The 26,307-nt window shown below is 73.4% G+C and carries 29 protein-coding genes; 19 read left to right on the top strand and 10 right to left on the bottom strand.

Annotation, left to right across the window (positions count from 1 at the left end):
• Positions 1–96 precede the first annotated feature (96 nt).
• Entirely contained in the window at positions 97–672 is a 576-nt protein-coding gene (locus FHX32_RS18055; protein WP_167184276.1) for a GNAT family N-acetyltransferase, read from the bottom strand.
• 77 nt (positions 673–749) lie between these two features.
• On the opposite strand from FHX32_RS18055, the gene FHX32_RS18050 reads away from it, so the two are divergent.
• A complete protein-coding gene (locus tag FHX32_RS18050; protein WP_167184273.1) occupies positions 750–1,352 on the top strand; it encodes a TetR/AcrR family transcriptional regulator in 603 nt (200 codons plus the stop codon).
• Positions 1,353–1,366: 14 nt separating this feature from the next.
• On the opposite strand, the gene FHX32_RS18045 is transcribed toward FHX32_RS18050, so the two are convergent.
• Positions 1,367–2,194 (bottom strand): DUF72 domain-containing protein, encoded by an 828-nt coding sequence (locus FHX32_RS18045; RefSeq protein ID WP_208419038.1) that lies wholly within the window; start codon positions 2,192–2,194, stop codon positions 1,367–1,369.
• Between the two features lie 286 nt (positions 2,195–2,480).
• On the opposite strand from FHX32_RS18045, the gene FHX32_RS18040 reads away from it, so the two are divergent.
• The 6 genes from FHX32_RS18040 to FHX32_RS18015 are packed head-to-tail and all read left to right on the top strand — an operon-like array spanning position 2,481 to position 6,038.
• Positions 2,481–3,152, top strand: coding sequence for a hypothetical protein (locus FHX32_RS18040; protein ID WP_167184266.1), 672 nt, complete (start codon positions 2,481–2,483; stop codon positions 3,150–3,152).
• A 6-nt stretch (positions 3,153–3,158) separates the two neighbouring features.
• Positions 3,159–3,728 carry a MauE/DoxX family redox-associated membrane protein gene (locus FHX32_RS18035; RefSeq protein ID WP_167184264.1) on the top strand — a complete coding sequence of 190 codons (570 nt, stop codon included), beginning with the start codon at positions 3,159–3,161 and terminating at the stop codon, positions 3,726–3,728.
• A complete protein-coding gene (locus FHX32_RS18030; RefSeq protein WP_208418847.1) occupies positions 3,725–4,273 on the top strand; it encodes a hypothetical protein in 549 nt (182 codons plus the stop codon). Before FHX32_RS18035 ends, FHX32_RS18030 begins: the two co-directional genes overlap by 4 nt.
• Positions 4,270–5,280 carry a peptidoglycan-binding domain-containing protein gene (locus tag FHX32_RS18025; RefSeq protein ID WP_167184262.1) on the top strand — a complete coding sequence of 337 codons (1,011 nt, stop codon included), beginning with the start codon at positions 4,270–4,272 and terminating at the stop codon, positions 5,278–5,280. Before FHX32_RS18030 ends, FHX32_RS18025 begins: the two co-directional genes overlap by 4 nt.
• Complete coding sequence (locus FHX32_RS18020) at positions 5,277–5,453, top strand: hypothetical protein (protein ID WP_167182769.1); 177 nt, start codon at positions 5,277–5,279, stop codon at positions 5,451–5,453. Before FHX32_RS18025 ends, FHX32_RS18020 begins: the two co-directional genes overlap by 4 nt.
• Before the next feature lie 60 nt (positions 5,454–5,513).
• Positions 5,514–6,038, top strand: a complete 525-nt coding sequence (locus FHX32_RS18015) for a hypothetical protein (protein WP_208418846.1) — start codon at positions 5,514–5,516, stop codon at positions 6,036–6,038.
• Positions 6,039–6,162: 124 nt separating this feature from the next.
• Here FHX32_RS18015 and FHX32_RS18010 read toward each other — a convergent pair whose 3' ends face one another.
• A complete protein-coding gene (locus tag FHX32_RS18010; RefSeq protein ID WP_486481164.1) occupies positions 6,163–7,842 on the bottom strand; it encodes a glycoside hydrolase domain-containing protein in 1,680 nt (559 codons plus the stop codon).
• 122 nt (positions 7,843–7,964) lie between these two features.
• The gene (locus FHX32_RS18005) at positions 7,965–8,267 is read right to left on the bottom strand and encodes a BON domain-containing protein (RefSeq protein ID WP_167184259.1); all 303 of its coding nucleotides are present in this window, start codon (positions 8,265–8,267) and stop codon (positions 7,965–7,967) included.
• A 292-nt stretch (positions 8,268–8,559) separates the two neighbouring features.
• On the opposite strand from FHX32_RS18005, the gene FHX32_RS18000 reads away from it, so the two are divergent.
• The 6 genes from FHX32_RS18000 (at position 8,560) to FHX32_RS17975 (ending at position 14,581) form a co-directional block, all read left to right on the top strand.
• The gene (locus FHX32_RS18000; protein ID WP_167186109.1) at positions 8,560–9,333 is read left to right on the top strand and encodes a (Fe-S)-binding protein; all 774 of its coding nucleotides are present in this window, start codon (positions 8,560–8,562) and stop codon (positions 9,331–9,333) included.
• A 17-nt stretch (positions 9,334–9,350) separates the two neighbouring features.
• Entirely contained in the window at positions 9,351–10,772 is a 1,422-nt protein-coding gene (locus tag FHX32_RS17995; RefSeq protein WP_167186106.1) for a LutB/LldF family L-lactate oxidation iron-sulfur protein, read from the top strand.
• Entirely contained in the window at positions 10,769–11,431 is a 663-nt protein-coding gene (locus tag FHX32_RS17990) for an LUD domain-containing protein (RefSeq protein ID WP_167184256.1), read from the top strand. The genes FHX32_RS17995 and FHX32_RS17990 overlap by 4 nt, the downstream gene beginning before the upstream one ends.
• 34 nt (positions 11,432–11,465) lie before the next feature.
• The gene (locus tag FHX32_RS17985) at positions 11,466–12,098 is read left to right on the top strand and encodes a CG0192-related protein (protein WP_167184253.1); all 633 of its coding nucleotides are present in this window, start codon (positions 11,466–11,468) and stop codon (positions 12,096–12,098) included.
• A gap of 442 nt (positions 12,099–12,540) precedes the next feature.
• Positions 12,541–14,109, top strand: coding sequence for a DHA2 family efflux MFS transporter permease subunit (locus tag FHX32_RS17980; RefSeq protein ID WP_167186103.1), 1,569 nt, complete (start codon positions 12,541–12,543; stop codon positions 14,107–14,109).
• Between the two features lie 169 nt (positions 14,110–14,278).
• On the top strand, positions 14,279–14,581 hold the full coding sequence (locus FHX32_RS17975; RefSeq protein ID WP_167184250.1) for a GNAT family N-acetyltransferase: 303 nt from the start codon (positions 14,279–14,281) through the stop codon (positions 14,579–14,581).
• A gap of 33 nt (positions 14,582–14,614) precedes the next feature.
• On the opposite strand, the gene FHX32_RS17970 is transcribed toward FHX32_RS17975, so the two are convergent.
• The 4 genes from FHX32_RS17970 to FHX32_RS17955 all read right to left on the bottom strand — a co-directional run bounded on the left by FHX32_RS17970 (position 14,615) and on the right by FHX32_RS17955 (position 18,437).
• Positions 14,615–15,226 carry a maleylpyruvate isomerase N-terminal domain-containing protein gene (locus FHX32_RS17970; RefSeq protein WP_167184247.1) on the bottom strand — a complete coding sequence of 204 codons (612 nt, stop codon included), beginning with the start codon at positions 15,224–15,226 and terminating at the stop codon, positions 14,615–14,617.
• A gap of 153 nt (positions 15,227–15,379) precedes the next feature.
• Entirely contained in the window at positions 15,380–16,396 is a 1,017-nt protein-coding gene (locus tag FHX32_RS17965; RefSeq protein WP_167184244.1) for an NADPH:quinone oxidoreductase family protein, read from the bottom strand.
• Positions 16,397–16,443: 47 nt separating this feature from the next.
• Positions 16,444–16,809 carry a MerR family transcriptional regulator gene (locus FHX32_RS17960; protein ID WP_167184211.1) on the bottom strand — a complete coding sequence of 122 codons (366 nt, stop codon included), beginning with the start codon at positions 16,807–16,809 and terminating at the stop codon, positions 16,444–16,446.
• A gap of 362 nt (positions 16,810–17,171) precedes the next feature.
• Entirely contained in the window at positions 17,172–18,437 is a 1,266-nt protein-coding gene (locus FHX32_RS17955; RefSeq protein ID WP_167184208.1) for an MFS transporter, read from the bottom strand.
• A 415-nt stretch (positions 18,438–18,852) separates the two neighbouring features.
• Between FHX32_RS17955 and FHX32_RS17950 the strand changes: the two genes are divergently transcribed.
• Positions 18,853–19,662, top strand: a complete 810-nt coding sequence (locus tag FHX32_RS17950; protein ID WP_167184205.1) for an IclR family transcriptional regulator domain-containing protein — start codon at positions 18,853–18,855, stop codon at positions 19,660–19,662.
• 138 nt (positions 19,663–19,800) lie between these two features.
• Here FHX32_RS17950 and FHX32_RS17945 read toward each other — a convergent pair whose 3' ends face one another.
• Entirely contained in the window at positions 19,801–21,273 is a 1,473-nt protein-coding gene (locus FHX32_RS17945; RefSeq protein ID WP_167184201.1) for an amidohydrolase family protein, read from the bottom strand.
• Between the two features lie 310 nt (positions 21,274–21,583).
• Here FHX32_RS17945 and FHX32_RS17940 point away from each other — a divergent pair, with 310 nt between their 5' ends.
• The 5 genes from FHX32_RS17940 to FHX32_RS17920 are packed head-to-tail and all read left to right on the top strand — an operon-like array spanning position 21,584 to position 25,725.
• On the top strand, positions 21,584–22,723 hold the full coding sequence (locus FHX32_RS17940) for a CaiB/BaiF CoA transferase family protein (protein WP_208418845.1): 1,140 nt from the start codon (positions 21,584–21,586) through the stop codon (positions 22,721–22,723).
• On the top strand, positions 22,720–23,505 hold the full coding sequence (locus FHX32_RS17935) for a citryl-CoA lyase (RefSeq protein WP_167184195.1): 786 nt from the start codon (positions 22,720–22,722) through the stop codon (positions 23,503–23,505). Before FHX32_RS17940 ends, FHX32_RS17935 begins: the two co-directional genes overlap by 4 nt.
• Before the next feature lie 11 nt (positions 23,506–23,516).
• Complete coding sequence (locus tag FHX32_RS17930; RefSeq protein ID WP_167184192.1) at positions 23,517–24,383, top strand: DODA-type extradiol aromatic ring-opening family dioxygenase; 867 nt, start codon at positions 23,517–23,519, stop codon at positions 24,381–24,383.
• Entirely contained in the window at positions 24,380–24,742 is a 363-nt protein-coding gene (locus FHX32_RS17925) for a hypothetical protein (protein WP_167184189.1), read from the top strand. Before FHX32_RS17930 ends, FHX32_RS17925 begins: the two co-directional genes overlap by 4 nt.
• Positions 24,742–25,725: a zinc-binding dehydrogenase gene (locus FHX32_RS17920; RefSeq protein ID WP_167184187.1), complete on the top strand. Its 984-nt coding sequence runs from the start codon at positions 24,742–24,744 to the stop codon at positions 25,723–25,725. Before FHX32_RS17925 ends, FHX32_RS17920 begins: the two co-directional genes overlap by 1 nt.
• 283 nt (positions 25,726–26,008) lie before the next feature.
• Here FHX32_RS17920 and FHX32_RS17915 read toward each other — a convergent pair whose 3' ends face one another.
• Positions 26,009–26,290 (bottom strand): hypothetical protein, encoded by a 282-nt coding sequence (locus FHX32_RS17915; RefSeq protein WP_167184185.1) that lies wholly within the window; start codon positions 26,288–26,290, stop codon positions 26,009–26,011.
• Positions 26,291–26,307: the final 17 nt, after the last annotated feature.

The following is a 26,307-nucleotide window of genomic DNA, read 5'->3' as shown; positions in this document are numbered from 1 at the left end:
GCCGTCAGGTCCCCGACGTGAGCATGGCGACCTCCATGATCAGCACTCCGGCCGCGGGACCCGCCCCGTTCGGGGTCGGCCCGGTCGACGGTCACGTCACGGGTGAGCCGGCCGTAGCTCCAGCGCCCAGGTCTGGCCGACGAGGTCACGGCCGAAGCTGTGGTGCCGGTGCTCGTCCACCAGTTGGAAGCCGGCGGCCTGGTAGATGCGCCGTGCCGCGACCAGGACGTCGTTGGTCCACAGCAGCAGCCGGCGGTAGCCGGCGGCCCGGGCGAAGTCGACGCAGGTGTCCACCAGCCGGGTACCCAGCCGCTGCCCGCGAGCGGCGGGGTCGACCAGCAGGACGCGCAGCTTCGCCGTGTTCTCCGGCGCGCCCGGTCCGTCGGCCGCGACGCAGAAGACGCACCCGACCCGTTCCCCGCCGAGCTCGGCGATCCAGGCGGCCTCGCGTACCGGATCGTGGCTGTCGGCGTAGTCGGCGACGATGCGGGCGACCAGCGCCTCGAACGAGACGTCCCAGCCGAACTCCCGCGCGTAGAGCTCGCCGTGGGCCATCACCACCCAGCCCAGGTCGCCCGGCTGGTCCGCGCGGCGAATGCGGAGCTGATCCCGGGTGTCACCCGACCGGCCGTCCGGGGACGCCGCGGGAACCGGCTGGACCGGCACCGACATGGCTGCCTCCTCGACGTCGGCCGCCCGACCGTGGGCGGCACTGACACGACTGTTTCAGTATGGCAGCATGCGGAACCATGTCCACCGCCGATGAGTCGGAGCGGGCCGCCGAGGGCGGGACGGCCCCGTCCGCGCGACACGTCGAACTACGGGAGGCCGCCTACCGGTACGTCCTCGAACACGGCCTGGGGGACATGTCGTTGCGTCCGCTGGCCACGGCGATCGGCTCCAGTCCCCGGGTGCTGCTGTACCTCTTCGGCAGCAAGGACGGTCTGGTACGCACCCTGCTCGCCCGGGCCCGCACCGACGAACTGCGCCTGCTGCGCGGCCTCGACGAACCCGGCGAGGGTCCTGCCGACCTGCGGGCGGTCGCCGGACGACTGTGGGCCTGGCTGGCCGCCCCACAGCACCGGTCCCTGCTGGTGCTCTGGGTCGAGGCGTACGCCCGGTCCCTGGTCGAACCCGACGGCGCCTGGGCCGACTTCGCCCGGGCCACGGTGCACGACTGGCTCGACGTGCTCGCCCGTGCGCAGCCCGCCGCGCAACGGGACACCGCGGCGGGCGTGGCGGAGCGCAGCGCGGTCCTCGCCGTCCTGCGCGGAGCGCTGCTCGACCTGCTCGCCACCGGCGACGTCGAACGCACCACGGCTGCCGTGCGGCACGCGCTGGACCAGCGCTGACGCCTCCGGGGCGGTCAGAACAGCGTCGACGGGCCGACCGGGGCCGGCTCGGGCAGCGGCGCCAACTCGGGCAGGCGGACCCGGACCTGGTCGTGGAAGCCGCGGGCCAGCTCCGGCGCGGCGGCGTTGTCCGGGGTGTGCACGAACACCGTCGGCGAGCGGCCCTCGCGCAGCCAGCCGGTCACCACGTCCAGCCACGGCTGCCAGCCCTCGACCGTCCGGGCGGGATCGTCCCGGCCCAGGTACCGGACGATCGGCCGGTCGGTCAGCGCGCGGGTGCGCAGCGCGGTACGCGGCTTCCTGGTCCACGCCTCCCGTTCCGCGTCACTGGTCGGCGGGGCACGGAAGAACGCGGTGGTGTCGAAGGGGATCCACTCCGCGCCGACCGTGGCGAGCGCCGCCTCGAGCGTCCGGGCCGCCCCGGCGTCGTCGAAGAACGCGGGGTGGCGGACCTCCACGGCGTACCGGTGGGCGGTGGGCAGCCCGCGCAGGAATCGGGCGAGCGAGGGTACGTCGGCCGGGCCGAACGAGCCGGGCAGTTGGATCCAGAGCGCGTGCGTCCGAGGCCCGAGCGGTTCGATCGCGTGCAGGAAGGCGCGGAGTTCCTCGTCGGCGCCGGCGAGCCGGCGTTCGTGTGTCACCGCCTTCGGCAGTTTGAGTACGAACCGGAAGTCGGGGTCGGTCTGTCGCGCCCACGACGCCACCGTCTCCCGGGCCGGGGTCGCGTAGAACGTGGTGTTCCCCTCGACCGCCGTGCACCATCCGGCGTAGGCGCGCAGCCGCTCGTGGGCCGGCAGCGGGTGCGGCAGGAACCGCCCCGGCCAGGACCTGTGCGTCCACATCGCGCACCCCACGTGCAGCCGCATCCGACCTCCCCTCCGCGTGTCCGGTGCGGGGCGGGCCCCCGCCGACCGCACGGTATCCGGCCGCCCGGCGGACCCACCCGCCGGCTCCGCGCCACCGGCCCGGGCGACGCCACCGGCGCGGCCGCGCCCCGGCCCGGCGTCGGCGGCGGATCGGTCTTGTGGTGGCGTCGATGGACGCGGATACTCTGAGGCCACCACGTGCCGTACCCACGGGGGAGGTGGTGGCGTGGCAGCCGCCGAGGCCTCTGTCACACACCGCGCGATGGACGGCCGGCGATTCCTGCTCACCGGTCCGCTCGACCTCAGCGCGCCGTTCACCTCCGTGGTCGAGCTGACCGTCGCCGGCCGGCTGCACGAGTTCACCGCCGGCCCGGTCGGCCTCGCCGACGACCTGGCCGCCGAGCTCGGCGTGACCGATTTCGACGAGGAACTCGCCTATCAGGGCGGCATCCTGCTGACCGCGCGGGTGCGGTCGCACGACCCGCAGATCCGGCTCGACGAGGAGCGCCTGGTGGCGGCCTGGCGCGGGCACCGGTACTGCTTCCTCACCCAGCTGTACGGCGGCTCCACCGGGAGCCTGCTCGCGGTGCTGCGGACCCTGCGGATCACCGAGTACGACGACGGTCTGGCGGTGCGCCCGCAGGCCCGGGCGGGCAGCCGGTACGCGGCGCCGGCAACCGTGCTCAAGCAGGTACCCGGGCTCGGCCTGCTGGACATGACGCCGCTCACCGCGGAGCGGACGCGACAGCTGCCGTCCTGGCGGGGGCTGTCGACCCGCGCGGGCGAACTCTTCCGGGACACGCTGTCGGACGGCCGGCCCTACTTCGTGCTCGCCGCCACGGACACCTGGGTGACCGTGCTGCCCCTCGCCGACACCGTGGTCGACCGGGTACCGGACCTGGTCAGCCGGTTACGCGTGCAGTTGGGCGGGTGAGCCGCCGTGTCAGCCCTGGTCGCCGGCGTCGGGGCGTACACCGTGCTGCTCACCCTGCTGCTCGCCGCCGGTGAGCACCTCTCGAAGCCGGCGGCGCTGTCGGCGGCGCTGACCGCCCAGCGGGTGGTCCCCGCGCCGTCCGTCGTCGCGGCGGCGGTCGTCGCGACCGAGGGCCTGCTCGGCGTGACCGGAGTCGTCGCCCTGTTCCGCGACGACGGCGGCCGGCTGCTCGGCCCGGTCCTGGCCGGCGGCGCCGCGCTCCTCGCCACGTACGCCGGCTACGGCTGGTACGTACGGTCGACCGGGCGGACCGTCCCCTGCGGCTGCTCCCGGGTGGAGCAGCCGATGACCGGCTGGGTGGTGGCACGCGCGGCGATCCTCGCCGGCCTGGCCCTGACCGGGTCGCTGCTGTCCGGCGCGGTCGTGCCGCTGGGGCGCCCCGGCACGGAGCTGCTGATCGTGCTGCTCGCCGCGGCCACGTTCACCGCGCTGCTGGCGCACCTGCCCGCCGCCATGCACGACCCGACCCCGGATCAGCCGCCCGCTCGGGTGGGACGAGGAGGCGTACCCGGATGAGTTTCCAGACCAGCGCGCTGATCCTGAGCTGGATCGCGATCCTGCTGCTGGCCCTCGTGGTGTCCGGCCTGGTCCGGCAGGTGCACGCGCTGACCAGCGGCACCGCCGGCCGTCCCGGGTCGGTCGGCCTGCGGCCCGGCTCGCCGGCGCCCGGGTTCCGCGACCTGGCGCCGCCGGCCCCGGCCACCCTGGTCCTGCTCTTCCTGGACAGCGGCTGCGCCACCTGCGGACAGTTGCTCGACGAGGTCGCCGAACGGGTGCCGCGCGGCCACGCCGTGCTCCGGGTGCTCTACCGGCACGCCGCCCCGGCCGGCGCGGCCGACGCGCCGGTCGCCGTCCTCGGCGAGCAGGCGGAGCTGTTCGACCGGTACGACGCGATCGCCACCCCGTTCGCGGTCGTGGTGGACGCGACCGGGCGCGTCCGGCGATCCGAGCCGGTCGGCTCCCGGGCGGCCCTGCGGCACCTGCTCGACCAGGTCGACCAGCCGTCCGGCGGCGCCCCGGGGCCGGCCGTCCACCAGATCCAGCGGGGCGGTGCGCGGTGATCACCCTCGACGCCGTGCCCGCGCTGCGCGGCACCGACCCGGGCACCGGCGCCGCACCGCGGCGACGTCCGGCGGCGAGCCGGACCAGAAGTCGCCTCGGCACGTCCTGGGCGCTGTCCCGCCGTACGCTGCTGCAGGCCGGCACGGCGGTGGGGATGGCCGCGCTCAGCGTCTTCCCGGCCGCCCGCCGCGCCTACGCCGACGGGTACGACATCTACGGCAGCTGCCCGTCGTACGCCAGCGACCAGAACTGCTCACCCGGCTGCGGGCCGAGCCCGATCTTCGCCGCGGCCTGCAACACCAGCGGAACGTACGCGGGCTTGCACCGCAACGACGGCACCACCTGGAAACTGCGACCGAACCAGTGCTACGCCGGCACGTACGACGGCTGGCTGTGGCGCTACCAGGGCGCCTGCGGCGCCTGTGCCTGCTCGGTGGAGCGCCGCTGCCACGACGGGTACCGGAAGACCAGTTCGGGCTGGGTCAGGTCGATCTGCCGGTGGAACACCGACTGCGGGTGCCTCACCACGGTCGGCTGGCCCAGCACCCGGCGCGGCCAGTCCGGCCCGAACGTCTACACGGTGCAACACCTGCTGAAGGCGCGCGGCCACGCCGTCACCGTGGACGGGGTGTTCGGCAGCGGCACCGAGAGCAGGGTGAAGCAGTTCCAGACGGCCAACGGCGTCCCGGCGAGCGGCGTGGTCGACGCCGGGACCTGGCCGCTGCTGGTGTTCACCGTGTCGAGCCGGGGGATCACGGTACGCAAGACGGTGGGCACCGGCGGCCGGCCCGGCTCGGTGGTCGTCGTGCACTACCCGTACAGCGGCGACGTGGTCCGCGCGGTGCAGCGGCAACTGAACAGGCACGCCCACGGGCTGACGGTCGACGGGGTCTTCGGGTCGGCGACCGACGCCGCGGTGCGCGACTTCCAGCGGCAGAACGGGCTCACCGTCGACGGCGTCGTCGGCCAGAGCACCTGGCGCACGCTGACCGGTGGGGCCGTGTGACCGGCCCGCCGCCCGTACGCCCGGTACCCGCGCTGCGGCGCTGGGCCACCGACCCGCTGGTGCCCGTGCCGCTGCTCGCCGCCGGCGCGACCGTCGCCGCCGCGTACGGGCACGTGCTCACCTGGGCGGTGCTCGGCGGGCTGGCCGGCTACACGCTCTCCGGCTCGGTGTGAACCCGCAACAGCGCATACGCGCTGGGCTCGCCCGGGCGGCGGGATCGGAATCCACAGGGCATGCTGCTCGCCCTGTTCGTGGTGGGGCTGCTCGGCGGCGGCCTGCTCAGCGGGGTGGCCCTCGGGCTGCTCTCCGGGCTGTCGAGCCCACTGCCGACGCCCTGGCGGCACGCGGCCATCGTGGCGGTGGCGCTGCTGGGCCTGCTCCGGGAGACCCGGGTGCTGACCGTCCCGCTGCCACAGAACGCCCGCCAGGTGCCGCAGGACGTGCTGCGGCGCAACCCGCGGCGCGGAGCGCTGCGGTTCGGCTTCGAACTCGGCACCGGGGTGCGGACCTACCTCTCGGCCACCGCCCCGTACGTGCTCGCGGCCGCGGTCCTGCTCGGCGGCCAGCGGCTGCTGGTCGCCGTGCTCGCCGGGTTGGGTTTCGGCGCCGGGCGCGCCGCCACCCCGCTGCTGCGCCGCGCCTCCGGGGCGGTGGAGGGCTGGGACGCCGCCCTGCGGACCCGACTTCGCCTCGTCACCGTCACCGGATGTGCCGCGTTCGTCGTCGCCTTCGGCCTGCTTCTCTTGCACCAGGTGTAGCCGCCGGCCGGCACCACCGCGGGTCGGCGGCGGCCCGGCGGCGCGGGCCGCCGCCGGTGTCGCACGCCCACCGCCGGCAGGTCCGCGAACCTGCCGGCGGTCGGCGCGGCCGTTCCCGCGCGGGTCAGACCCGGGTGATCCGGACCGCGTCGGCGATGACGTAGCCGGTGCCGCTGGTCCACCGGCTCACGCCCACCTTGTCGCCGTCGCCCGCGGCCAGGGTGAACACGCCGAGCGACACCCACTGGCCGCCGCCCTGCCGCTGGTTCACCCGCACTGTCTGGTTGCCGGTGGTGGTGGACACGATGTACGGGGTGGAGTCGTTGTAGCCGGCGTCGGCCGGATACCAGACCGAGACCTGGTAGCTGCCGGTCTCCGGCAGGTTCGCCCGGTACCAGGCGACGTCGCTGGCCGGGGTCGGCGCGGCGAACCGGTAGTCGGTGCCGAACCGCTGGCTGGAGTACGCCGAGGTGCCCCAGTTCGCGCTCGCGGTGAACCGGCCCGTGGTGGTGTTGTCGAGCGTGACGCTGAAGTCCGGCGGTGGCGGGGTGGTCCCGGTCGACACGTCGAGGTAGTCCCGGTCGATGTAGATCCGTACGCCGCCCCAGGTCTCGTAGCTGTCTCCGGTGTACTGGTGGATGCGCTGGTGGTTGGCGTAGTACCCGTCCGGGCAGTAGTCGCCGGCGTCGGTGTCCGCCACGCCGTTCCACCACCCGAAGAAGAGGTGGTCGACCCGGGTGTACCGGGTGTCGTGGTAGGCGCCGCACAGGTCGCGGACGCCGGAGGAGCCGCTGGAGTACATGCCCGAGAGGTAGCCGAGCGTGTGGAGCCGCTCGGTCCAGCCGGACAGGTACGACAGCACGGCCGCCTTGCACGCCTCGCTCGACGGGTAGTGCTCGATGTCGTTGTAGATCACGCTGCCGGCGGGGATGCCCAACGCCTGCGCCGCGCTCACCGCGCTCGTCGCCCGGCTCGCCCCCTCGGACCGGGCCGTGGCCGGGTCGTACGACATCTTCGGCGTACGGGTGCCGCACGGCGCCTGCTTGTCGAGTTCGATGGGGATGAGGTGCCAGCCGTTGTTGGTCTGGTTGGTCACCCAGGAGGCGGTCAGGTTGGGCTGGGCGCAGGAGCGGCTCGAGCCGCTGATGTAGATGCCGACCGCGCGGTACGGCGAGGCGTTGCGCCAGGTGTTCATCGTCGACTGTGACGGCGCGGTGCAGGTGTCGAAGCCCTTGCCGAGGTAGGTGCCCGGCTGCGGGCCGGCGGCCGCCGACGGCGCCGCCGTGGCGGCGCGGACGGCGTCCAGGGACACCGGCGTGGCGTCCGGGCCGAGGCTGGCGGCGGCCAGGATCCGGCGGACCGCCGGCTCGGTCTCCGGCGTGTGGAAGGCGGTGACGAGTACGCCGGCGTCGCGTACCGCGATCCGGATGGATCCGTCGCGGGACACCAGGGGAGCCACGGTCGCCCGGCCGCTGGTCGTGACGGCGGTCTCGGCGGTGAGCTGTTCGGTCGTGACCGTGTCGATCGGCTCGACGAGCAGCCCCGCCGTACGGCCGGCCGGTTCGTCGGGACACCAGGGCTCGGCGCCCGGATGACCGAGGTAGACCGTGGGTCGGTCGAACCGGACGCACGCGTGGGGGTCGGTGGACAGGTCGACGACCCGCCAGTCGGCGGGTACCGCCACGCGGTACCCGCGGTAGCTGACGGTCCGGTCGTCGGTGGGGGTCGCCCAGGTCGGTGTGGCCGCCACCGTCAGGCCGACGACGGCGGCGGTGAGGCTGGCCATGATCCTGCTAGTTCTCATCGGAGCCTCTCTGCGGGAAAATCCTTCGCACGCGTTGGCGGTTGTGGAGAATTCCTACCATCCCGGGAGGGGTGGCGCTAGAGATAGGCTTCGATGGAATCGGGCATCGTGGCCCGGCGGCGTCAGGGTCCTGCCGCGCGGCCGCCACGGCGAATGGAGATCCGGAGCGTGTTGCACACGTCGAAGACGCCGGGCACGTCCCAGGCCAGCTCGCCGGCGACCTGACGGACGTCGGGATCGGCCACGCTTCCGCTGAGGATCACCACCCGGTTCTGCACGGCCACCACGATCTGCTGCCGGCGGGTGGTCCAGTCGATACTCAGCCGCTGCGCCACGAGGGCGGCGAGCCGCAGATCCTCGGTCTGCTCCTCCGGCTCGCCGGCGTGGAACGAGGGGTCGTCGGGAATCGGCCAGGGCAGCACCATCGATCCTCCGGTGGCTCGGCGGGTGGACTGTTCGGTGACGGCTGACCGGGTCCGGCACCACCGGCCGGACCGGCCGGTGGTGCGGGCTCGCTCGTACCGCGTCGCGCTCGCCCACCACCGTCAGCCAGGATCGTGGAGGCGATCACGCGGTTGCACGACAGTTGTGTGACAAACCGGAGCGCGAGGTCGCGTCGCCGCCGCAGCGGGACGTCACGGCCGGCCCGCCCGCGACGTTGCGGGCAGGTCGGCGATCTGATCGAATGGGCGCGGCGGGCGTGATGGGCGGGTGACGATGCGGGTCGCGCTGATGGTGACGTGCCTGGCAGACACACTGTTCCCCGCCGCGGCCACGGCGACCGTGCGGCTGCTGGAACGGCTCGGCCACGAGGTGGTCTTCCCGCCGGAGCAGACCTGTTGCGGGCAGATGCATATCAACACCGGCTACCTGGCCGACGCGCTGCCGTTGGTGCGGCGCCACGTGCGCACCTTCGACCCGTACGACGTGGTGGTGGCGCCCTCGGGCTCGTGCGTGGGATCGGTGCGGCACCAGCACACCATGGTGGCCCGGCGGGCCGGCGACGAGCGGCTGGCCGGCCGGGCGGAGTCGGTGGCGCGGCGTACCCACGAACTGTCGGAGTTCCTGGTCGACGTGCTCGGGGTGACCGACGTGGGCGCGTACTACCCGCACCGGGTGACGTACCACCCGACGTGCCACTCGCTGCGCATGCTGGGGGTGGGGGACCGGCCGCTGCGGCTGCTGCGGCAGGTGCGGGGGCTGGACCTGGTGGAGCTGCCGCAGGCGGAGCAGTGCTGCGGCTTCGGCGGCACCTTCGCGGTGAAGAACGCGGACACCTCGACCGCGATGCTCGCGGACAAGCTGCGCCACGTCCTCGCCACCGGGGCCGAGGTCTGCACCGCCGGGGACTCCTCGTGCCTGATGCACATCGGCGGCGGGCTGTCCCGGCTGCGGGCCGGGGTCCGCACGGTGCACCTGGCCGAGATCCTCGCCGCGACCGAGGAAACCGGCGCCGCCGGCGACCCGACGCGGACGGCGGTGCGGGCGTGAGCCGCACCTTCCTCGGCATGCCGGCGACCGCCCCGCGGGGCGTCGGGCACCTGCGCGGCGACGAGCCGTTCCCGGCCGCGGCCCGACGCGCGCTCGCCGACGCGCAGCTGCGCCGCAACCTCGGCCACGCCACCACCACCATCCGCGCCAAGTCCGGCGCGGTCATCCGCGAGCTGCCCGACTGGGAGCAGCTGCGCGCGGCCGGCTCGGCGATCAAGGCCGACGTGCTGGCCCGCCTGCCGGAACTGCTCGAGCAACTGGAGGCGGCGGTCACCGACGCCGGCGGGACGGTGCACTGGGCGGCCGACGCGGTGGACGCCAACCGCATCGTCACCGGACTGGTGGCGGCGACCGGCAGCGACCGGGTCATCAAGGTCAAGTCGATGGCCACCCAGGAGATCGGGCTGAACGAGGCGCTGGCCGCCGCCGGGATCACCGCGGTGGAGACCGACCTCGCCGAGCTGATCGTGCAGCTGGGGGAGGACCGCCCGAGCCACATCCTGGTGCCGGCCATCCACCGCAACCGGGCCGAGATCCGGGAGATCTTCCTGCGCGCGATGCCCGGCGTCGACCCGGCGCTGACCGACGAGCCGGCGGCGCTGGCCGCCGCCGCCCGCCGCTACCTGCGCCAGACCTTCCTGACCACCCGGGTCGCCGTCTCCGGCGCCAACTTCGCCGTCGCCGAGACCGGCACTCTCGCCGTCGTGGAGTCCGAGGGCAACGGGCGGATGTGCCTCACCCTGCCGGAGACCCTGATCACCGTGATGGGCATCGAGAAGGTCGTCCCCACCTGGCGGGACCTGGAGGTCTTCCTGCAACTGCTGCCCCGGGCGTCCACCGGGGAACGGATGAACCCGTACACCTCGATGTGGACCGGGGTCACCCCCGGGGACGGCCCGCAGGCGTTCCACCTCGTGCTGCTCGACAACGGCCGCAGCGGGGTGCTCGCCGACGAGGTGGGCCGGCAGGCGCTGCACTGCATCCGCTGCTCCGCGTGCCTCAACGTCTGCCCGGTCTACCAGCGCACCGGCGGGCACGCCTACGGGTCGGTCTACCCGGGCCCGATCGGGGCGGTGCTGTCGCCCCAGCTCACCGGCGTCGAGGACAACGCCTCCCTGCCGTACGCGTCGTCGCTCTGCGGCGCCTGCTACGACGCCTGCCCGGTGAAGATCAACATTCCGGAACTGCTGGTCCATCTGCGCGCCGAACACGTCGCCGCCCAGCGTCGGCCGACCGCCGAGTCGGTCGCGATGGCCGCCGCCGCGTACGCGATGGACCACCCGGCGCTGTACGCGGCCGCGCAGCGCGCCGCGCGGCTCACCCGGCTGGCCGGCCGCCGCGGTCGCGGGCTGCCCCCGCCGCTGTCCGGCTGGACCATCGGCCGCGACCTGCCGGAACCGCCCGCGGAGTCGTTCCGGGACTGGTGGGCGCGACGATGAGCGCGCGCGATCTGGTCCTCGGCCGGCTCCGGGCCGCCCTCGGCCCCGAACCCGCCGGCCCCGCCGACGTGCCACGGGAGTACCGGCCGGCCGGCCGGCCCGCCGACGTCGACCTGCTGGCGCGCCGGCTGATTGACTACCGGGCCACCGTGCACCGGTGCGCCGACGGCGAGGTGGCGGGGGTCGTCGACGACATCCTCGGCGGCCGGCGGGTGGTGGTCCCACCCGGGCTGCCCCGGCGATGGCTGCCGGCCACGGTCGAGGCGGTGACCGACGACCGGCTCGGCGCCGAGCTGCTCGCCGTCGTCGACGGGGTGGTCACCGCGGCCGCCGTGGCCGTCGCCGAGACCGGCACCATCGTCCTCGACGGCGCGCCCGACCAGGGCCGGCGGATCATCACGCTCCTGCCCGACGTGCACGTCTGCGTGCTGCGCGCCGACCAGGTGGTCGCCGGGTTGCCGGACGCCGTCGGCCGGCTCGACCCGCGCCGGCCGCTGACCTGGATCAGCGGACCCTCCGCCACCAGCGACATCGAACTCGACCGGGTGGAGGGCGTGCACGGTCCGCGCAACCTGCACGTGGTCATCCTGCCGCCGCCGCCGAACCCGCCGCCGCACCCCGCGACGCAGCCAGCGGCGGACCCGGCGGCGGCGCCCTGACCACCACGCCCGGCCGGCGGCTACGATCTCGCGCATGGCGTTGCTGCACCGGGCGACACTGCGCCCCTCGAAGCTGGAACTGCTGGCGCTATGGCTGCCGGGACGCGACTGGTTCCAGGGGGACGCCGGCGCGGACCTGGAACGCGTGGCCGGCTACCGGTTCGACGACCCGGCCGGTGCGGTCGGCATCGAGACGATGCTGGTGCGGGCGGGGAACGGCCCGGTCCACCAGGTGCCGCTCACCTACCGCGGGGCGCCGCTGGACGGCGCCGAGCGCTGGCTCGTCGGCACCGCCGACCACTCGGTGCTCGGCCCGCGCTGGGTGTACGACGCGGCCGGCGACCCGGTCTACGCCGCGGCGCTGGCCGACGCCGTCCTCGCCGGCACCGGTCAGGCCGAGGAGTACTTCGAGGTCGACGGCCGCCGGGAGCCGCGCGAGGCGAGCATGGCGATCGGCACGAGCGGCGCCCGACCGGCCGCGGTGCCCGCCGTCGGGACGGTGCGGGACGTCGTGCCCGGCGACCCGACCGTCATCCTCACCGACACCGTCGAACTCGCCGTCCTCCGCCGCCTCGGCGGGGGCACGGCACCGGGCGGCGCCGCGCTGACCGGTACCTGGAGCGGCCAACCCACCCCGCTGCCGCTCGCGTACGCCTCGCTGCGCTGACGCCGCGAGCGGTCCGCCGCCCCGCGGTGGGGGACCGCTTGCGCGGGGTTGCGCCGGTCCCGGTCGGAGCGGCGTCCACCGGCCTGCCGTGACCTTGGTCACCGGCCGGTCGGCGGCGCCGCGCCCGGCCCGCGCCGCCGAGTGAACGTCGTGGGTCGGCGTCGCGTCGCTGCTCAGCCGCCGACCAGGCGGGTCAGCGGGGTCGGCGGGCCGCGCGGGCCGGTTGGTGGTCGTCCTGCCCTCGGCCGTTCGGTGGGCCGGGGCGGGAGTGACGTCGGCCTCGACCGCCGGAAACTCGGAAGCCGTTTGTCGGTGCCGCTCGTTAGTCTGCCTGCCGGACATCGCTCCGTACGTCACAGCGCTCGCGCCGCACCGGCCCGGCGCTCGGCCGGCCGCCGCCGGCCTCAACGGGGATTCAGGAGACTTCGTGACACAGCAACCCATGGCGACCTCGGACAAGCTCGACGCCGCGGTTCTCAAGGTGGCCGGCGTGGTCGTGCTCGGCGCGATCATGTCGATCCTCGACGTGACGGTCGTCAGCGTCGCCCTGCCGACCTTCCAGCGCGAGTTCGACGCGACCTACGCCCAGGTCGCCTGGACGATGACCGCCTACACCCTCGCGCTGGCCACGGTGATCCCGCTCAGCGGCTGGGCGGCCGACCGCTTCGGCACCAAACGGCTCTACATGATCGCGTTGGCGCTGTTCACGATCGGGTCGGGGATGTGCGCCACCGCCGACACGATCGGCGAGCTGATCGGCTACCGCGTGCTCCAGGGCCTCGGTGGCGGCATGTTGATGCCGCTGGGCATGACGATCATGACCCGGGCGGCCGGACCGCACCGGATCGGCCGGCTGATGGCCGTCCTCGGCATCCCGATGCTGCTCGGCCCGATCGGCGGCCCGATCCTCGGCGGCTGGCTCATCGACACGGCGAGCTGGCACTGGATCTTCCTGATCAACCTGCCGATCGGCGTCATCGGCCTGATCTACGCCCAGCTGGCGCTGCCGAAGGACGCCCCCGAGCCGTCCGAGTCCTTCGACTTCGTCGGCATGCTGATGCTCTCGCCGGGTCTCGCGCTGTTCCTCTACGGCGTCTCCACGCTGCCCGAGGCCGGCACCTTCGCCGACACCGAGGTGTGGGCGCCCATGCTTGTCGGCGGCGCGCTCGTGATCGCGTTCGTGCGCTACTCGTTCAAGCCCGAGCACCCGCTGCTCGACCTGCGGCTGTTCGCCAACCGCAACCTGACCGTCGCGACGGTGGCGCTGTTCGTCTTCATCATCGCGTTCATGGGCGCCGGCCTGCTGTTCCCGAGCTACTTCCTGCAGATCCGCGGCGAGTCGACCCTGGCCGCCGGCCTGTTGATGGCGCCGCAGGGCATCGGCGCGATGGTGACGATGCCCATCGCCGGCACGCTGGCCGACCGGGTGCCCGTCGGGCGTACGGTGCCGTTCGCGCTGGCGCTCATCGCCGCCGGGTTCTTCACCTTCACCCAGGTCGACCCGCACACCTCGTACTGGCTGCTCTGCGGGTCGCTGTTCGTGATGGGCCTGGGCATGGGCGGCACGATGATGCCGATCATGACCTCGGCGCTGAAGACCCTGCACGCCAGCGAGGTGGCCCGCGGCTCCACGCTGGTCAACATCCTGCAGCAGATCGGCGGGTCGGTCGGCGCGGCGGTGATGTCCGTGATCCTCACCAACGAGCTGAACGGCTCCCGGGTGATTCCGGGGGCCACCGGCCCGGACGGCAAACCGCTGACCGAGGCGGGCCTCGCCATCGGTGTCCAGCAGCAGCCGGAGCTGGCCCAGCAGTCCCCGGTCGACCCGTCGCTGATCGAGCGCGGCCTCGACTTCGCGGCCAGTTCCTTCGCCACCACCTTCACCGTCGCGTTCGTGCTGGTGCTGCTCACGTTCGGCGCGGTGGCGTTCCTGCCGCGCCGGCGGGAGCCGTCGCAGCCGCTCGACGGGGGGCCGGGCGACGAGGCGAAGACGCCGGTCGTCATCCACTGACCCACGGTCGGGCCGTCGGGGCGCGCCCCCGGCGGCCCGACCGCGTCGGCGGGCGGCGGGCGTGGGTGGTCGACCGCGAGCGCGCGGCGACGAGCCGGGCCGGCGCGGCCGGCCGCCGACGGCCACCACGTCGAACGCCCGCCCCGGCCGGCCGTGGTTGGATGGCAGCATGCGGTTCACCGTGACAGACGTGCCGGAGCAGGAGCGTTTCGAGGCCCGGGACGAGACCGGGGCGCTGGCCGGCGTGGTCACCTACCAGTTGACCGGCTCCATCATCGCCTATACCCACACCGAGGTCGACGCGGCGCTCGAGGGCCAGGGGGTCGGATCGACCCTGGCCCGCGCGGTGATGGACGACGCCCGGGCCAAGGGCCGGACCGTGGTGCCCATCTGTCCGTTCCTCAGCGGATGGCTGGGCAAGCATCCCGAGTACGACAGCATCGTGGCCCGGTCGACCCGCAAGGTGAAGTAGCCCGGCGGCCGGGCCCGCCGGGTGGCTCCGGGCTCAGAGCACCGAGAAGCCCGCCGGCAGGCCCCGCCGGCCGGTGGTGGCGAGCAGCAGCGGCCCGGCGACGCCGTCGGTGACGGCGAGGTCGACGACCACCCGCAGCGCCTGCGTCGCGGCGGTCGCCGGGACGTCCACCGGTAGCCCGAGCGCGGTGGCGAGGTCGGCGGTGTGCACGGCGAGTTCGAACGCCCGGGTGGGCAGGTAGTCGGCGAGCCGCATGCCACCCGCGATCGTCGTGACGAGCGCGTCGCCGTCCTGCGCGTCGACGGTCGCGAGCACCCGCGCGGCGATCTCCGCCACGGCGGTCGCGGGATCGGCGCCCAACGCCACCCCGGCGGCCCGTCCGCGCTCGACGACCCCCGGACCGGCGGCCACGGCTCGTATCGCCCGGTAGTAGTCGGCGGCGGAGCCGACCTCGACGGCGGCGGCGGGACGGGCCAGGTACTCCTCGACCGTCAGCAGCGAACGGCTGGTGTGGCCGACCAGAGCGCGTACGTCCCATTCACCCAGGCCGGGCCCCTCCCACCGGTCGCCGACGAGGGCGGCGGTGCGGACGAACCACCCGGCGGCGTCGGCGAAGGCCCGACGCGAGTCGTCCCACGAGCGCATGACCGCAGCCTAGCTGTACGAGGGCAGGGCGTTCACCACGCCAGCGCGGTCGCCGGACTTGGCGGTTGACCTCCTGCCGCACGCGGGGTCGGTGGTGGACCATGCGGCCGACCTTCCGGGGGGACAGCGGGGCGTCGTGGTGAGCCAGGGTTCCTAGCGCCAGGGGTCGAGGGCGTGCTTGCCGCGGGTCTGACCGGCTTCGAGTCGCTGCAGCACCGCCGGCCCCTCGGCCAGCGGATGAACCTGAGGGGTACCTGGCGGGTACACGCCTTGGGCGATGAGTGCCTCGATCTCGGCGAGCAATCCCCGGTAGATGGACGGGGCCACGGCCGCCAGGGCGCCGATGTGCAGACCCTTGACCTGGACCTGGTGGGTGAACACCAGGTCGTGCGTGCTGAGGCTGGCGTCGCCGGAAGCGGCACCGAACACGACGACGCGTCCGGTGAAGGGTCTGGTGACCGACAGGCTGGCTTTGAACGTGGCGCGTCCCACCGACTCCAGGACCAGGTCCACACCGCCGGTCCGGCGGGTGATCTCCTCGGCCAGATCGGGGCGGCGGCTGTCCAGGACCTCGTCGGCGCCGAGCGCCTTGACAGTGGCGTGCTTGTCCGGTGACGCCGTGGCGATCACCCGCGCGCCGTAGTGGCGGGCGAGGCGGACAGCGGCCTGTCCCACGCCTCCGGCTGCGGCATGAACGAGCACCACGTCACCCGTCTTGATCTCGCCGAGCGGCTTCAGTGCCGCCAGTGCGGTTGCCCAGTTCAGCACCAGGCCGAGAGCCTCGGCGTCGGTCCAGCCGGAAGGGACAGGGAGTACCCCTGCGGCCGGCATCGTCATGTACTGCGCGAAGGCACCGGGTCCGGTGCCGACGACGCGCGTGCCGAGTCGGAGCGGGCTCCTGATGTCCGGGCCGACACCCACGATCTCGCCGGCGGCTTCGAAGCCCGCCACGTAGGGTGCCTGGGGGCCTCCTCCGTAGGTGCCACAGCTCTGCATGACGTCCGCGAAGTTGACGCCGGCGACGCCCACTCGGATCAGGTACTCGCCGGGTCCGGGGACGGGACGACGCTGATCGGTCGTGAGGATCAGGTCCTTCGGCCCCCGGCGGGATCGCTGTACCAGTGCCCGTACCGACTGCCCGTCGGCGTTCCGCTGCTCGTCGATCTCCATGCGTCCGACCGTAGAAGCCTCACACTGACGTCAAGGTCAAGTCGCGGTCATCGGCCAGCCCGGCCAGCGTCGCGCAGGTAACTGTCGAGAGCCGCCTGCTGATCGCTCAGACTGGCGATGCGTGCGGCAAGCCGATCGCGATACCTCCGCACCTCCTGCAGGAACTCCGCACCCATCGCACCCACGGCGGCGTCGGGTTCGGCAGCGAGACCGGGCAGGACATCCCTGATCAACCGCACCGGCAGCCCAGACTCCAGCAGTGAGCGGATGACCAGGACCCGGTCGATGGTGGACCGGCAATAGTCACGGTACCCGTTGCCGCACCGACCAGGGACGATCAGGCCCTCGTCCTCGTAGTACCGCAACGACCTGGCACTCGCCCCGCTGGCTCGGGAGGCTTCGCTGATCCTCATACCCGGAACCAACGTCCGGGCGGTCCGCGGGCTTCCAGTCTCGGCGCCGCGACGAAGCGAGGATCCCGCTCAGACGTCCATGACCTCCTGACCCGCAACATTTGACCACCGGGTGGCTCGCGACCGGCCGCACACCCGGCCGTACGCCGAGGGCCCGCTCCGCGCAGAGCACCGGGTCGATGTTCGCCAGGCACCGCAGCTGACGCGCCCTGATCGCCTGCTGGTAGCACTTGCCGATCTGTCGCCGTCGGCCCGCCGCCCGATCGCACCACGGCGGTGCCGGGCGTGGTGGTTCGGCCGCCGTGGTCGTCGTCGCGCGACGATCACGGCGGCCCGCGTCCGTTGGCGGTGCCCCGGCGGGACTACTTCGCGGCGCGCCGGGGGACGACCATCCTGCCGGTGTCGACCAGGGCGAGGCCGACCAGACCGACCGCCGGCAGCACGGTCAGCTGCCACAGCCCGGCGCCGGACCAGCCGAGTCCGGCGACCAGCCGGGCGAAGAGCAGCCCGGAGAAGGCGGCGGCCACGTAGTAGGAGAGCATGAACAGGCCCGCGCCCCGCCCGACGTGTACGGGACGTACCGCGCGCTGCATGGCGGTGGTGCAGTTGGTGAAGAGGAAGCCGCTGGCGAACGTGCCCATCAGGAAGGCGAGCGCGTACTGGGCCGGCGTCGAGGTCGCCACCTGGTAGGTGAAGAACGCGACGACCGACGTGGCGACGAAGGCGACGGCGAGCAGGTTGCGCTGGCTGACCCGGTCGCCCAGCCAGCCGGCGGGCAGGGCCATCATCGCCCCGAAGCCGGAGAAGGACACGGCCAGCGCGGCCTGGCCGGCGCTGAACCCGAGCTCTTCGCGCAGGAACGTGGGGTAGAGGCCGAGGAAGCCGTAGAACACCAGCCCGGACACCGCGCAGGCGATGCCGAGCCCCAGGGTGTTCCGGTTGTACGGGCTTGCCGGCACGTGGTCGAAGCTGCCCACCGTCCCGGCCTCGGCGCCGGTGACGGCCTCGGTCATCCGCTTGTCGACGGTCGCCGCGATGAGCAGGCACATCAGCAGGCCGGCCGCCGCGAAGACGAAGAACGGCCCGCGCCAGTCACCCCACGCGGTGGCGATCTGCGTGCCGAGCAGCGGGCCGAGGAAGATGCCGGCGCCGAAGGCGACCCCGACGACGCCGGCGGCGACGGCGCGGCGGTGGAAGAAGAAGGCGCCGATCACGGCGTAGAGCGCCGTGGCCTGCACCCCCTCGCCGATGCCGGAGACCAGCCGGTACGCGCTCATGTCGGCGAAGCCGGCGGCGAGCGGGATCGCCAGCGTGCCGAGCGAGTACACCAGCACGCTGATCAGGATGATCGTCTTGCGGGACAACCGGTCGACCAGGTAGCCGGCCGGCAGCCCGGCCAGGGCCAGCCCGAGGGTGAAGCCGGTCGCCAGCAGGCCACCCTGTTCCAGGGAGAACCCGAACTCCTGCCGGATCTCCGGCAGCAGCGGGTAGAAGATCTGCCGGTCCATCGCGTTGAGCATGTACGAGGCGCAGAGCACCGCGAAGCCGAGGGCGACCGCGACCGGGGTCAGCGTGGCGGTGGGTCGGGCGACCGGGGGCTCGGTCGGCTCCTGGAGTGTCTCAGTCATGTCTCCCCTTCCGGGTCGCGGGGACTGCGCGTCGTCCCGCGGTGAGGGTTCCGGGTGGGCGTGGCCGGTGGTCCCGGTGGGCGGGTGCTCCGGGACGACCGGCCGGACCGGCGGCCCGCGGGGGCGGGCTGCCGGACGCCGGGTCGTGCGGTGCCGGGTGCATCGGGTCGGCGATCCCCGACCTACGCGTGACGGACGAGTGTCCGTACAGCGGTCGGGCGGTCGCTGGCGTAACGATGGGCCCTGGCCGGTGCAGTGTCAAGAGTCGAATTTTGATCGTCTGGTAACGCGGATTTGACCGATGGTCCGTCCTGCGGACACGGGTCCGCCCGGCTACGCTCAGGGCGACGCGACGCCGCTCCGGCGGGCGCCGCGCCGCACCCTCGCCGTGTCCGCCGAGCAGCAGGAGCCGCAGATGCCCCGTCGTGACGACGACCCCAACTTCATCGAGGCGGTCGCCCGCGGGTTCGACGTCATCAAGGCGTTCCAGCCGCCCAAGCCGGTGATGACGCTGAGCGAGGTGGCGGCCGCGACCGGCCTGGCCCGCCCGACCGCGCGCCGGATCCTGCTGACCCTGGAGGCGTTGGGGTACGTCCGCGCGCTCACCGGCGGCTTCGCGCTGACCACCCGGGTGCTCGAACTCGGCCTGACCTACGTGCAGGCGATGGGGCTGTGGGACGTGGCCCGCCCGCACATGGAACGGCTGGTCGCCCGTACCGGCGAGTCGTCCTCGATCGCCCAGCTGGACGGCTCCGACATCGTCTACGTCGCCCGGGTCGCGGTGCCCAAGATCATCGCCCTGGCGGTGAGCATCGGCACCCGTTTCCCCGCCCCGCAGACGTCACTGGGCAAGGTGCTGCTGGCCGGGTTGGAGCCGGACGACCTCGACCGGCGGCTGGCCGAGCCGAGCCGGTCCGGAGTGGAGCCCCGCCGGACGTTCGACCGCGCGGAACTGGACCGGACGCTGCGGGATGTGCGGGCGAAGGGCTGGTCGCTGACCGACCAGGAACTCGCCGCCGGCATCCGCTCGGTGGCCGCACCGCTGCGCGACGGCGCTGGCAAGGTGATCGCCGCCCTGAACGTCACGGTGCACGCCGCCGAGACCCCGGTGGAGACGCTGGCCGAGGAGTACCTGCCGCTGCTCCTGCAGACCGCGAGCGACATCAGCGCGGACTTCGCGCTCTATGACGCGATCCCGCGCGTCCCGGCGCTCTCCGCGTCCTGAAGACGGCGGGCCGCCGCGCCGGCCGGAACCCGAGGGTCGGCCCGGCCGGCGCCCGCCGATCGGTTGCGGCCCGTCTGGCGGACGTACGTCCGGAGACCGACTAGGGAGTCGTGACGGCGGGCCAACGGCCCCGGCCCGTCAGTGCTTCCACCGTGCCGCGCCGGCGTCCCACTCGGTGTACGTGTAGGGGTTGTCCTGGATCTTGGTCTCCGGGATGTCCGGGTTCATGCCCTTGAGCCACGCCTCCTCGCCCAACTCGCCGATCAGGTACTCGACCGTCCGCTCCACGCTGTGCCGGGCCTTGGCGAGGTCGACGCCGACCAGGCGGTGGTCGTGCTTGACCACGCGCCCGTTCACCACGACGGTGTGCACGTCACCCCGTTGCGCCTGGAACGCGACGTGACCGTAGGGGTTGAGGATCGGGAACATCACCGGCGACCGGTCGTTCTTGATCAGGACGAGGTCGGCCTTCTTGCCCGGCTCGAGGCTGCCCACCACGCCGTCCAGGCCGAGCGCCCGGCTGCCGCCTCGGGTGGCCCAGTCCACCACCTGCTCGGCGCGGAGCCGGCAGTGGGTGACGGTGTCCTGGCGGGTGTGCGCCTCCAGGTGCTCGCGGGAGCGGTCGGCGCCGAGCGTGGTGCGCATCGCGGAGAACAGGTCGCCGCTCCACCAGACGCTGGTGTCCATCGACAGCGACACCGGGATGTCGTGGTGGCACAGCTGCCAGGTGGGCGGATACCCCTGGCCGGCGCTCTGCTCGCTCTCGGTGGACACCGACACCGAGCCGCCGGTGGCGGCGATGCGGTGGTACGAGTCGGCGGTCAACGTCGCGGCGTGCACGTACACGGTGGACGGGGTCATGAAACCGTGCTCGTGCATCAGCCGGATGCCGTCGTCGTCGGTGGCGCCCCAGACCCCGGCGTGGGTGGTGACCGGGACGTCGAGTTCGCGGGCGACCTCGAACGCCGCCTTCTCCGGGAAGTTCGGGTCGCCGGTGACGTCGAAGGCCATCTGGAAGCCGAGCATGTCGTCGCGGCTGTGGAACCGGCGGTCGACGAAGTCGCGGAACTCCGGACTGGTCGCCCACTCCCACGGGCCCTGCTGGATGTTGCCGTAGGCCAGCACGAACCGGCCGGGCACCTCTCGCAGGGCGTCCACCGCGGCGTCGGCGTGCTGGGTGGTCTGCAGGCCGTGCGACCAGTCCACCGTCGTGGTGACCCCGGCGTCGATGGCCTCGATGGCGGCGAGCAGGTTGCCGGCGTAGACGTCCTCGGGCCGGAAGAGCCGGCCGGACTCCAGGTAGTACCAGACGAAGTACTGGGTGAGCGTCCAGTCCGCGCCGTAGCCGCGCATCGCGGTCTGCCACATGTGCCGGTGCGTGTCGATCATGCCCGGCATGAGGATGCCGCCGGACGCGTCGATCTCGACGGCGCCCTCGGGGGCGGTCAGCCCGACGCCGATCTCGGCGATGCGTTCGCCCACCACCAGGACATCGGCGCCGGGCAGCACCCGGTGCGCGTCGTCCATGGTGAGGACCAGTGCGTCGCGGAACAGGACCGGACGGCCATGCTCCGGGCTCGGGCCCGCCGAGCCGGGTTCGCTTGCGCTCATTGCAGTCAACTCCCCACGTCTCCGGGGCGGCGGACAGTAGTCCGTATAACGGACAGCCCCTAGGTTGGCGCAAGTCTCTGGCGCGGCCAGGTGGGTGTCAAGACGTCTCCGGGGAGTTCGTGCACCATCCGTACGCCTCCCGCACGACCCGGCGTGTTACCGGGCTGTTCCGGCGGACATCCGGTTGACAGCGGCTCGACGCGGCTCCGATACTCGGTCCTGCGGACGGATGTCCGCATGACGGTCAGGAGTGCATGTGGCAACGCCGGAGCGGAACGACGGCAGGAATCCGAGCCGAGCGAGCGGCCCGTTGGCCGGCCTACTGGTCGCCGACTTCTCGCGCATCCTGGCCGGGCCGTACGCCACCATGCTCCTCGCCGATCTCGGTGCCGAGGTGGTCAAGGTGGAAAGCCCGGCCGGCGACGACACCCGCACCTGGATGCCGCCGGTACGCGACGACGTCTCGACGTACTACCTCGGCATCAACCGCAACAAGCGGTCGATCGCCCTGGACCTGCGCGCCCCGGACGACCTGGCGGTGGCCCAGCGGCTCGCCGCCCGGGCCGACGTGCTCATCGAGAACTTCAAGCCGGGCGGGCTGCGCCGGTTCGAGCTGGACTACGCGTCCGTGGCGGCCGGCAACCCGGGCGTCGTCTACGCCTCGATCAGCGGCTTCGGCACCGGCCCGGGTGCCGCGCTACCCGGCTACGACCTGATGGTGCAGGCCATCTCGGGCCTGATGAGCCTGACCGGGGACCCGGACGGCTCGCCCTACCGGGCCGGCATCTCGGTGTTCGACGTGATGACCGGGATGCACGCCACCATCGGCATCCTCGCCGCGCTGCACCACCGCGGCGCCTCCGGCCGGGGGCAGCACGTCGAGGTGAACCTGCTGTCGTCGGCACTGTCCGGCCTGGTCAACCACAGCAGCGCGTACGTGGCCGGGGGAGTGGTGCCCTACCGGATGGGCAACGCCCACCCGAGTCTGTTCCCGTACGAGCCGCTGCCCACCGCCGACGGCGAACTCATCGTCATCGCCGGCAACGACAGCCAGTTCGCCAAGCTGTGCGCGGTGCTCGACGTTCCCGAACTGGTCGACGACCCCCGGTTCGGGCGCAACCAGGACCGCACCGCCAACCGCGAACAGTTGCGCCCGCTGCTGGTCGAGCGGCTGCGCACCCGGTCGAAGGACGACTGGTTCCGGGCGCTGATCGCCGCCGGGGTGCCGTGCGCCCCGATCAACACGATCGACGGCGGCGTGGCGCTGGCCGACGAACTCGGCCTGGAACCGGTGGTCAGCGTCGGCGACGGCGACCGCGCCGTGCCGAGCGTGCGCCACCCGATCAGCTTCTCGGCGACCCCGCCGCGCTACCAGCTACCGCCGCCGGGCCTCGACGAACACGGCGCCGAGATCCGCAAGTGGCTGTCCGAGGAGCAGGAGGACCAGTGACCACCTTCCCGACGTCGATCGGCACCTCCGACGCGGACCGCATCCGCCTGCTCGGCCAGGACCTCGCCGCCGACCTGATGGGTCGGGTCGGCTTCGGCGAGCTCGCGTTCTGGCTCGTCGCGCGGCGCCGCCCCACCCCGTCCGAGGTACGGGTCTTCGAGGCGGTGCTGGTCGCGCTGGCCGACCACGGCTTCACCCCGACCGCCATCGCCGCCCGGCTGACCTACCTCAGCGCCCCGGAATCCCTGCAGGGGGCACTGGCCGCCGGGCTGCTCGGCGGCGGCTCCCGCTTCCTGGGCGTCACCGAGGACTGCGGGCGCTTCCTCGCCGACACCCTGGCCGGCGTGGACGGGCCGCTGCCCACCGACGACGCCGGCTGGGACGCCCTGGCGCTGACCGCCGTCGGCGCGGCGCGCGCCGAGCGCCGGTTCGTGCCCGGCCTGGGTCACCCGGTGCACAAGGTCCAGGACCCGCGTACGCCGGTGCTCATCCGCATCGCCGACGAGGAGAAGCTGCGCGGGCCGCACCTGCGGCTGTTCGAGGCCATCGGCCGGGTCCACCCGCGGGTGCTGGGCCGTACCCTACCGCTCAACGGCGCCGGGGTCTGCGGCGCCGCGCTCGCCGACCTGGGGCTGCCGGTAGACCTGCTGCGTGGGTTCGCGCTGCTGGCCCGCGCCGCCGGCCTGCTCGGGCACCTGGCCGAGGAACGCCGCAACCCGATCGGCATGGACGTCTACCTGACCGTCGACCGCAACGCCACCTACACCCCCGATCCCGCCTGAGAGGAGCCGTCATGGCCGAACTGGCCGCGGTCATCGCCTCGACCCACCACCCCTTCTACTACCGGGCCAGCACCGCGCAGGGCGAGGACCGGCCCGCCTTCGCGGACGAGTGGGTACGCAAGATCACCGCCTTCCGCGAGACGCTGACCCGGGCCAAGCCGGACGTGCTCGTCATGGTCGGCTCCGACCACTTCCACCAGCTCTGGCTGGACAACATGCCGCAGTTCCTGATCGGCAAGGCGCCGTTCTACGACGCGAACTGGTACAACGAGGAACGCGAGTTCGGCCTGCCCCGGATGCTGCTCAAGGGCCAGGAGGACCTGTCCGGCTACCTGCTGCGGGAGGGCCTGGACGCCGGCTTCGACCTGGCGTTCAGCAACGAGCTGCGGATCGACCACAGCATCACCTGCCCGATCATCACCCTGCGGCCGGAGGCCGACCTGCCGATCGTGCCGGTCTACACCAACATCTTCGCCCCGCCGCTGCCGCAGCCGAAGCGCTTCGTGCAGCTGGGCAGGACCATCCGGGAGCTGATCGAGTCCTGGCCGAGCGACCAGCGGGTCGCGGTCATCGGCACCGGGCACCTGTCACTGGAACTGGGCGGGCCGCGTCAGTTCGGCGAGCACGGCCCGGACCCGGAGTTCGACCGCAGGGCGGTGGAGTGGATCGCCAGCGGCGACCTGGAAGGCTGCCTCTCCGAGGTCACCCTGGACAGCCTGCACGCCCCCGGCAACGCCACCCACGGCTTCATGGACTTCATGCTGATGATGGGCGTCGCCGGCGAGGGCGCGAAGGCCGACTACGTGGACACCCTCGACCTGTTCCACACCATGGAGGCCTACTTCACCTGGTACCCGAAGGGAGCGCCGGCGGCATGAGCAAGTACCTGCTGAACAAGTTCCTCTACACCGTCGACCGCGACCCCGAACTGGTGGAGCGCTACCGCGACGACCCGCACGGCACGGTGACCTGGTGGGAGGCCGAGCGGGCCAACCAGATCCTCAACTGCCACGTCCCGGAGGCCAGCACCTGGTTGCGCTTCACCGACGAGGAACGCGAGGCGCTCGCCGGGCACGACTACGTGCGGCTGTTCGCCCTGGGCGCGCACCCGTTCCTGACGCTGACACTGTTCATCGCTCTGTTCGAACGCGACCACACCGAGCCGCTGGGCTTCCAGAAGGAGTACGCGCGCCGGCTCGCGCACTTCTCGCTGCCCTACCCGGACATCGCCACCTGATGCGCGCCGCGGTCATCACCGAGTGCGGCCGACCGCCCGTCGTGGTACGCCGGGAGCCGCCTCGGCCCGCCGACGGTCAGCTGCGGGTGGCGGTCGCCGCCGCCCCCATCACCCCGCTCGACGTGCTGTGCGGGACCGGCACCTCGTACTTCGGGGCGCCGGCCGTGCCGTACGTGCCCGGCGTGCAGGGGGTGGGCCGGCTGGACGACGGCACCCCGGTCTGGTTCGCCACCACTGCCGGGATGAGTCCCGGCGATGGCAGCATGGCCGACTACTGCGTCGTCCCGGCGGCCGACGTGGTGCCGCTGCCCGACGACGTCGACCACACCCTCGTCGCCGCCCTCGGCCTCTCGGCCGTCGCCGCCTGGATGGCGCTGACCTGGCGTGCTGAGCTGCGCCCGGGCGAGCAGGTGCTGGTGCTCGGCGCCGGCGGCGTGGTCGGGCAGGTCGCGATACAGGTAGCGCGGCTGCACGGCGCCCGCCGCGTCGTCGCCGCCTGCCGCTCCGCCGCCGCCCAGGAACGGGCCCGCCGGCTGGGCGCCGACGCCGTGGTCGCGCTCGGCGAGGGCGACGACGTGGCGTCGCTCGCGGCGCGGCTCACCGAGGCGTGCGACGGGCCGGTGGACGTCGCGCTCGACCCCCTGTTCGGGGTGCCGGCCGCCGCGGCGCTGCGTACCCTCGCCGCCCACGGCCGGCTGGTCAACCTGGGCGGTTCGGCGGGGGAGCAGGCCCCGTTCGACTCGGCGACCCTGCGCAGCCGGTCGCTGCGGATCCTCGGCTACACCAACAACGAGCTGACCAGCGAGCAGAAGGCGCGGGCGCTGCGGACGGTCGCCGACCACGCCGCCGCCGGCCGACTGGTCCTCGACTACACCAGCACACCGCTCGCCGAGGCGGCCGAGGCCTGGACGCGGCAGGCCGACGGCCGCGCCACCCGCCGCATCGTGCTGACCGCTGACGGTGCGCCGGGCCGCGACACCTGACGTCCGCGCCAGGCCGGCGCACCGTCACGGATCGGCGTGCTGCCCGGAAAGCGTGCTGCCTCGGCGTCACTACGATGACGCCGAGGCAGCGCACTGCCTTCCCGTCCGGTGGTCGGCCAGCGGCCCGGTGGGCGACGCCACCCCGCCCGGAGGGTTGAGCTGAAGTTCGGTTCAGGTTCCATGATCAGCGGGTGATCTGCCGTGCTCCGGCTCGCCCCCCGGCCTACCCGTCGACGCGGTCTGGCCGCAGCCCGTCGGGGAGGCGCGCGACGACGCGGCGGGGTCAGGCGTCCAGGTCGGCGGCGGCCGGCCGGCTCGCCGGTAGCACCAGCTCCCAGCCGTCGACCCGCTCGATGTCGACGAGGCCGGCCTGCCGGTAGCCGGCCAGCACGGCGGGCTCGTCGCCCCACGACTCCAGCTCCGCCGGCCCGGGGCCGAGCAGGGCGCAGGCCGCGGGCCGGCAGGCGGACGTAGTGCCGCGGGTCGCGGTGGCCCGGGACGACGCCGGGGCCGTCGACGTGCCGCCGGTGGGGGTCGACCCGGCACAGGCCGATCCACCGATCATGACCGGCGTCGCCCGGC

Source organism: Micromonospora sp. CNZ280 (assembly GCF_011759515.1).
The sequence above is the reverse complement of the archived record's forward strand: the minus strand, read 5'-3'. Positions and strand labels throughout refer to the sequence as shown.

Coding starts and splice junctions, on each gene's coding strand:
- FHX32_RS18050 (WP_167184273.1), top strand. CDS start 750: ATGTCCACCGCCGATGAGTCGGAGCGGGCCGCCGAGGGCGGGACGGCC.
- FHX32_RS17930 (WP_167184192.1), top strand. CDS start 23,517: ATGGCCGAACTGGCCGCGGTCATCGCCTCGACCCACCACCCCTTCTAC.
- FHX32_RS18015 (WP_208418846.1), top strand. CDS start 5,514: ATGCTGCTCGCCCTGTTCGTGGTGGGGCTGCTCGGCGGCGGCCTGCTC.
- FHX32_RS18000 (WP_167186109.1), top strand. CDS start 8,560: ATGCGGGTCGCGCTGATGGTGACGTGCCTGGCAGACACACTGTTCCCC.
- FHX32_RS17920 (WP_167184187.1), top strand. CDS start 24,742: ATGCGCGCCGCGGTCATCACCGAGTGCGGCCGACCGCCCGTCGTGGTA.
- FHX32_RS18005 (WP_167184259.1), bottom strand. CDS start 8,267: ATGGTGCTGCCCTGGCCGATTCCCGACGACCCCTCGTTCCACGCCGGC.
- FHX32_RS17980 (WP_167186103.1), top strand. CDS start 12,541: ATGGCGACCTCGGACAAGCTCGACGCCGCGGTTCTCAAGGTGGCCGGC.
- FHX32_RS17970 (WP_167184247.1), bottom strand. CDS start 15,226: ATGCGCTCGTGGGACGACTCGCGTCGGGCCTTCGCCGACGCCGCCGGG.
- FHX32_RS18045 (WP_208419038.1), bottom strand. CDS start 2,194: ATGTGGACGCACAGGTCCTGGCCGGGGCGGTTCCTGCCGCACCCGCTG.
- FHX32_RS17975 (WP_167184250.1), top strand. CDS start 14,279: ATGCGGTTCACCGTGACAGACGTGCCGGAGCAGGAGCGTTTCGAGGCC.
- FHX32_RS17990 (WP_167184256.1), top strand. CDS start 10,769: ATGAGCGCGCGCGATCTGGTCCTCGGCCGGCTCCGGGCCGCCCTCGGC.
- FHX32_RS18030 (WP_208418847.1), top strand. CDS start 3,725: ATGAGTTTCCAGACCAGCGCGCTGATCCTGAGCTGGATCGCGATCCTG.
- FHX32_RS18010 (WP_486481164.1), bottom strand. CDS start 7,842: ATGAGAACTAGCAGGATCATGGCCAGCCTCACCGCCGCCGTCGTCGGC.
- FHX32_RS17965 (WP_167184244.1), bottom strand. CDS start 16,396: ATGGAGATCGACGAGCAGCGGAACGCCGACGGGCAGTCGGTACGGGCA.
- FHX32_RS17950 (WP_167184205.1), top strand. CDS start 18,853: ATGCCCCGTCGTGACGACGACCCCAACTTCATCGAGGCGGTCGCCCGC.
- FHX32_RS18055 (WP_167184276.1), bottom strand. CDS start 672: ATGTCGGTGCCGGTCCAGCCGGTTCCCGCGGCGTCCCCGGACGGCCGG.
- FHX32_RS17925 (WP_167184189.1), top strand. CDS start 24,380: ATGAGCAAGTACCTGCTGAACAAGTTCCTCTACACCGTCGACCGCGAC.
- FHX32_RS17955 (WP_167184208.1), bottom strand. CDS start 18,437: ATGACTGAGACACTCCAGGAGCCGACCGAGCCCCCGGTCGCCCGACCC.
- FHX32_RS17915 (WP_167184185.1), bottom strand. CDS start 26,290: ATGATCGGTGGATCGGCCTGTGCCGGGTCGACCCCCACCGGCGGCACG.
- FHX32_RS17960 (WP_167184211.1), bottom strand. CDS start 16,809: ATGAGGATCAGCGAAGCCTCCCGAGCCAGCGGGGCGAGTGCCAGGTCG.
- FHX32_RS17985 (WP_167184253.1), top strand. CDS start 11,466: ATGGCGTTGCTGCACCGGGCGACACTGCGCCCCTCGAAGCTGGAACTG.
- FHX32_RS17995 (WP_167186106.1), top strand. CDS start 9,351: ATGCCGGCGACCGCCCCGCGGGGCGTCGGGCACCTGCGCGGCGACGAG.
- FHX32_RS17945 (WP_167184201.1), bottom strand. CDS start 21,273: ATGAGCGCAAGCGAACCCGGCTCGGCGGGCCCGAGCCCGGAGCATGGC.
- FHX32_RS18040 (WP_167184266.1), top strand. CDS start 2,481: ATGGACGGCCGGCGATTCCTGCTCACCGGTCCGCTCGACCTCAGCGCG.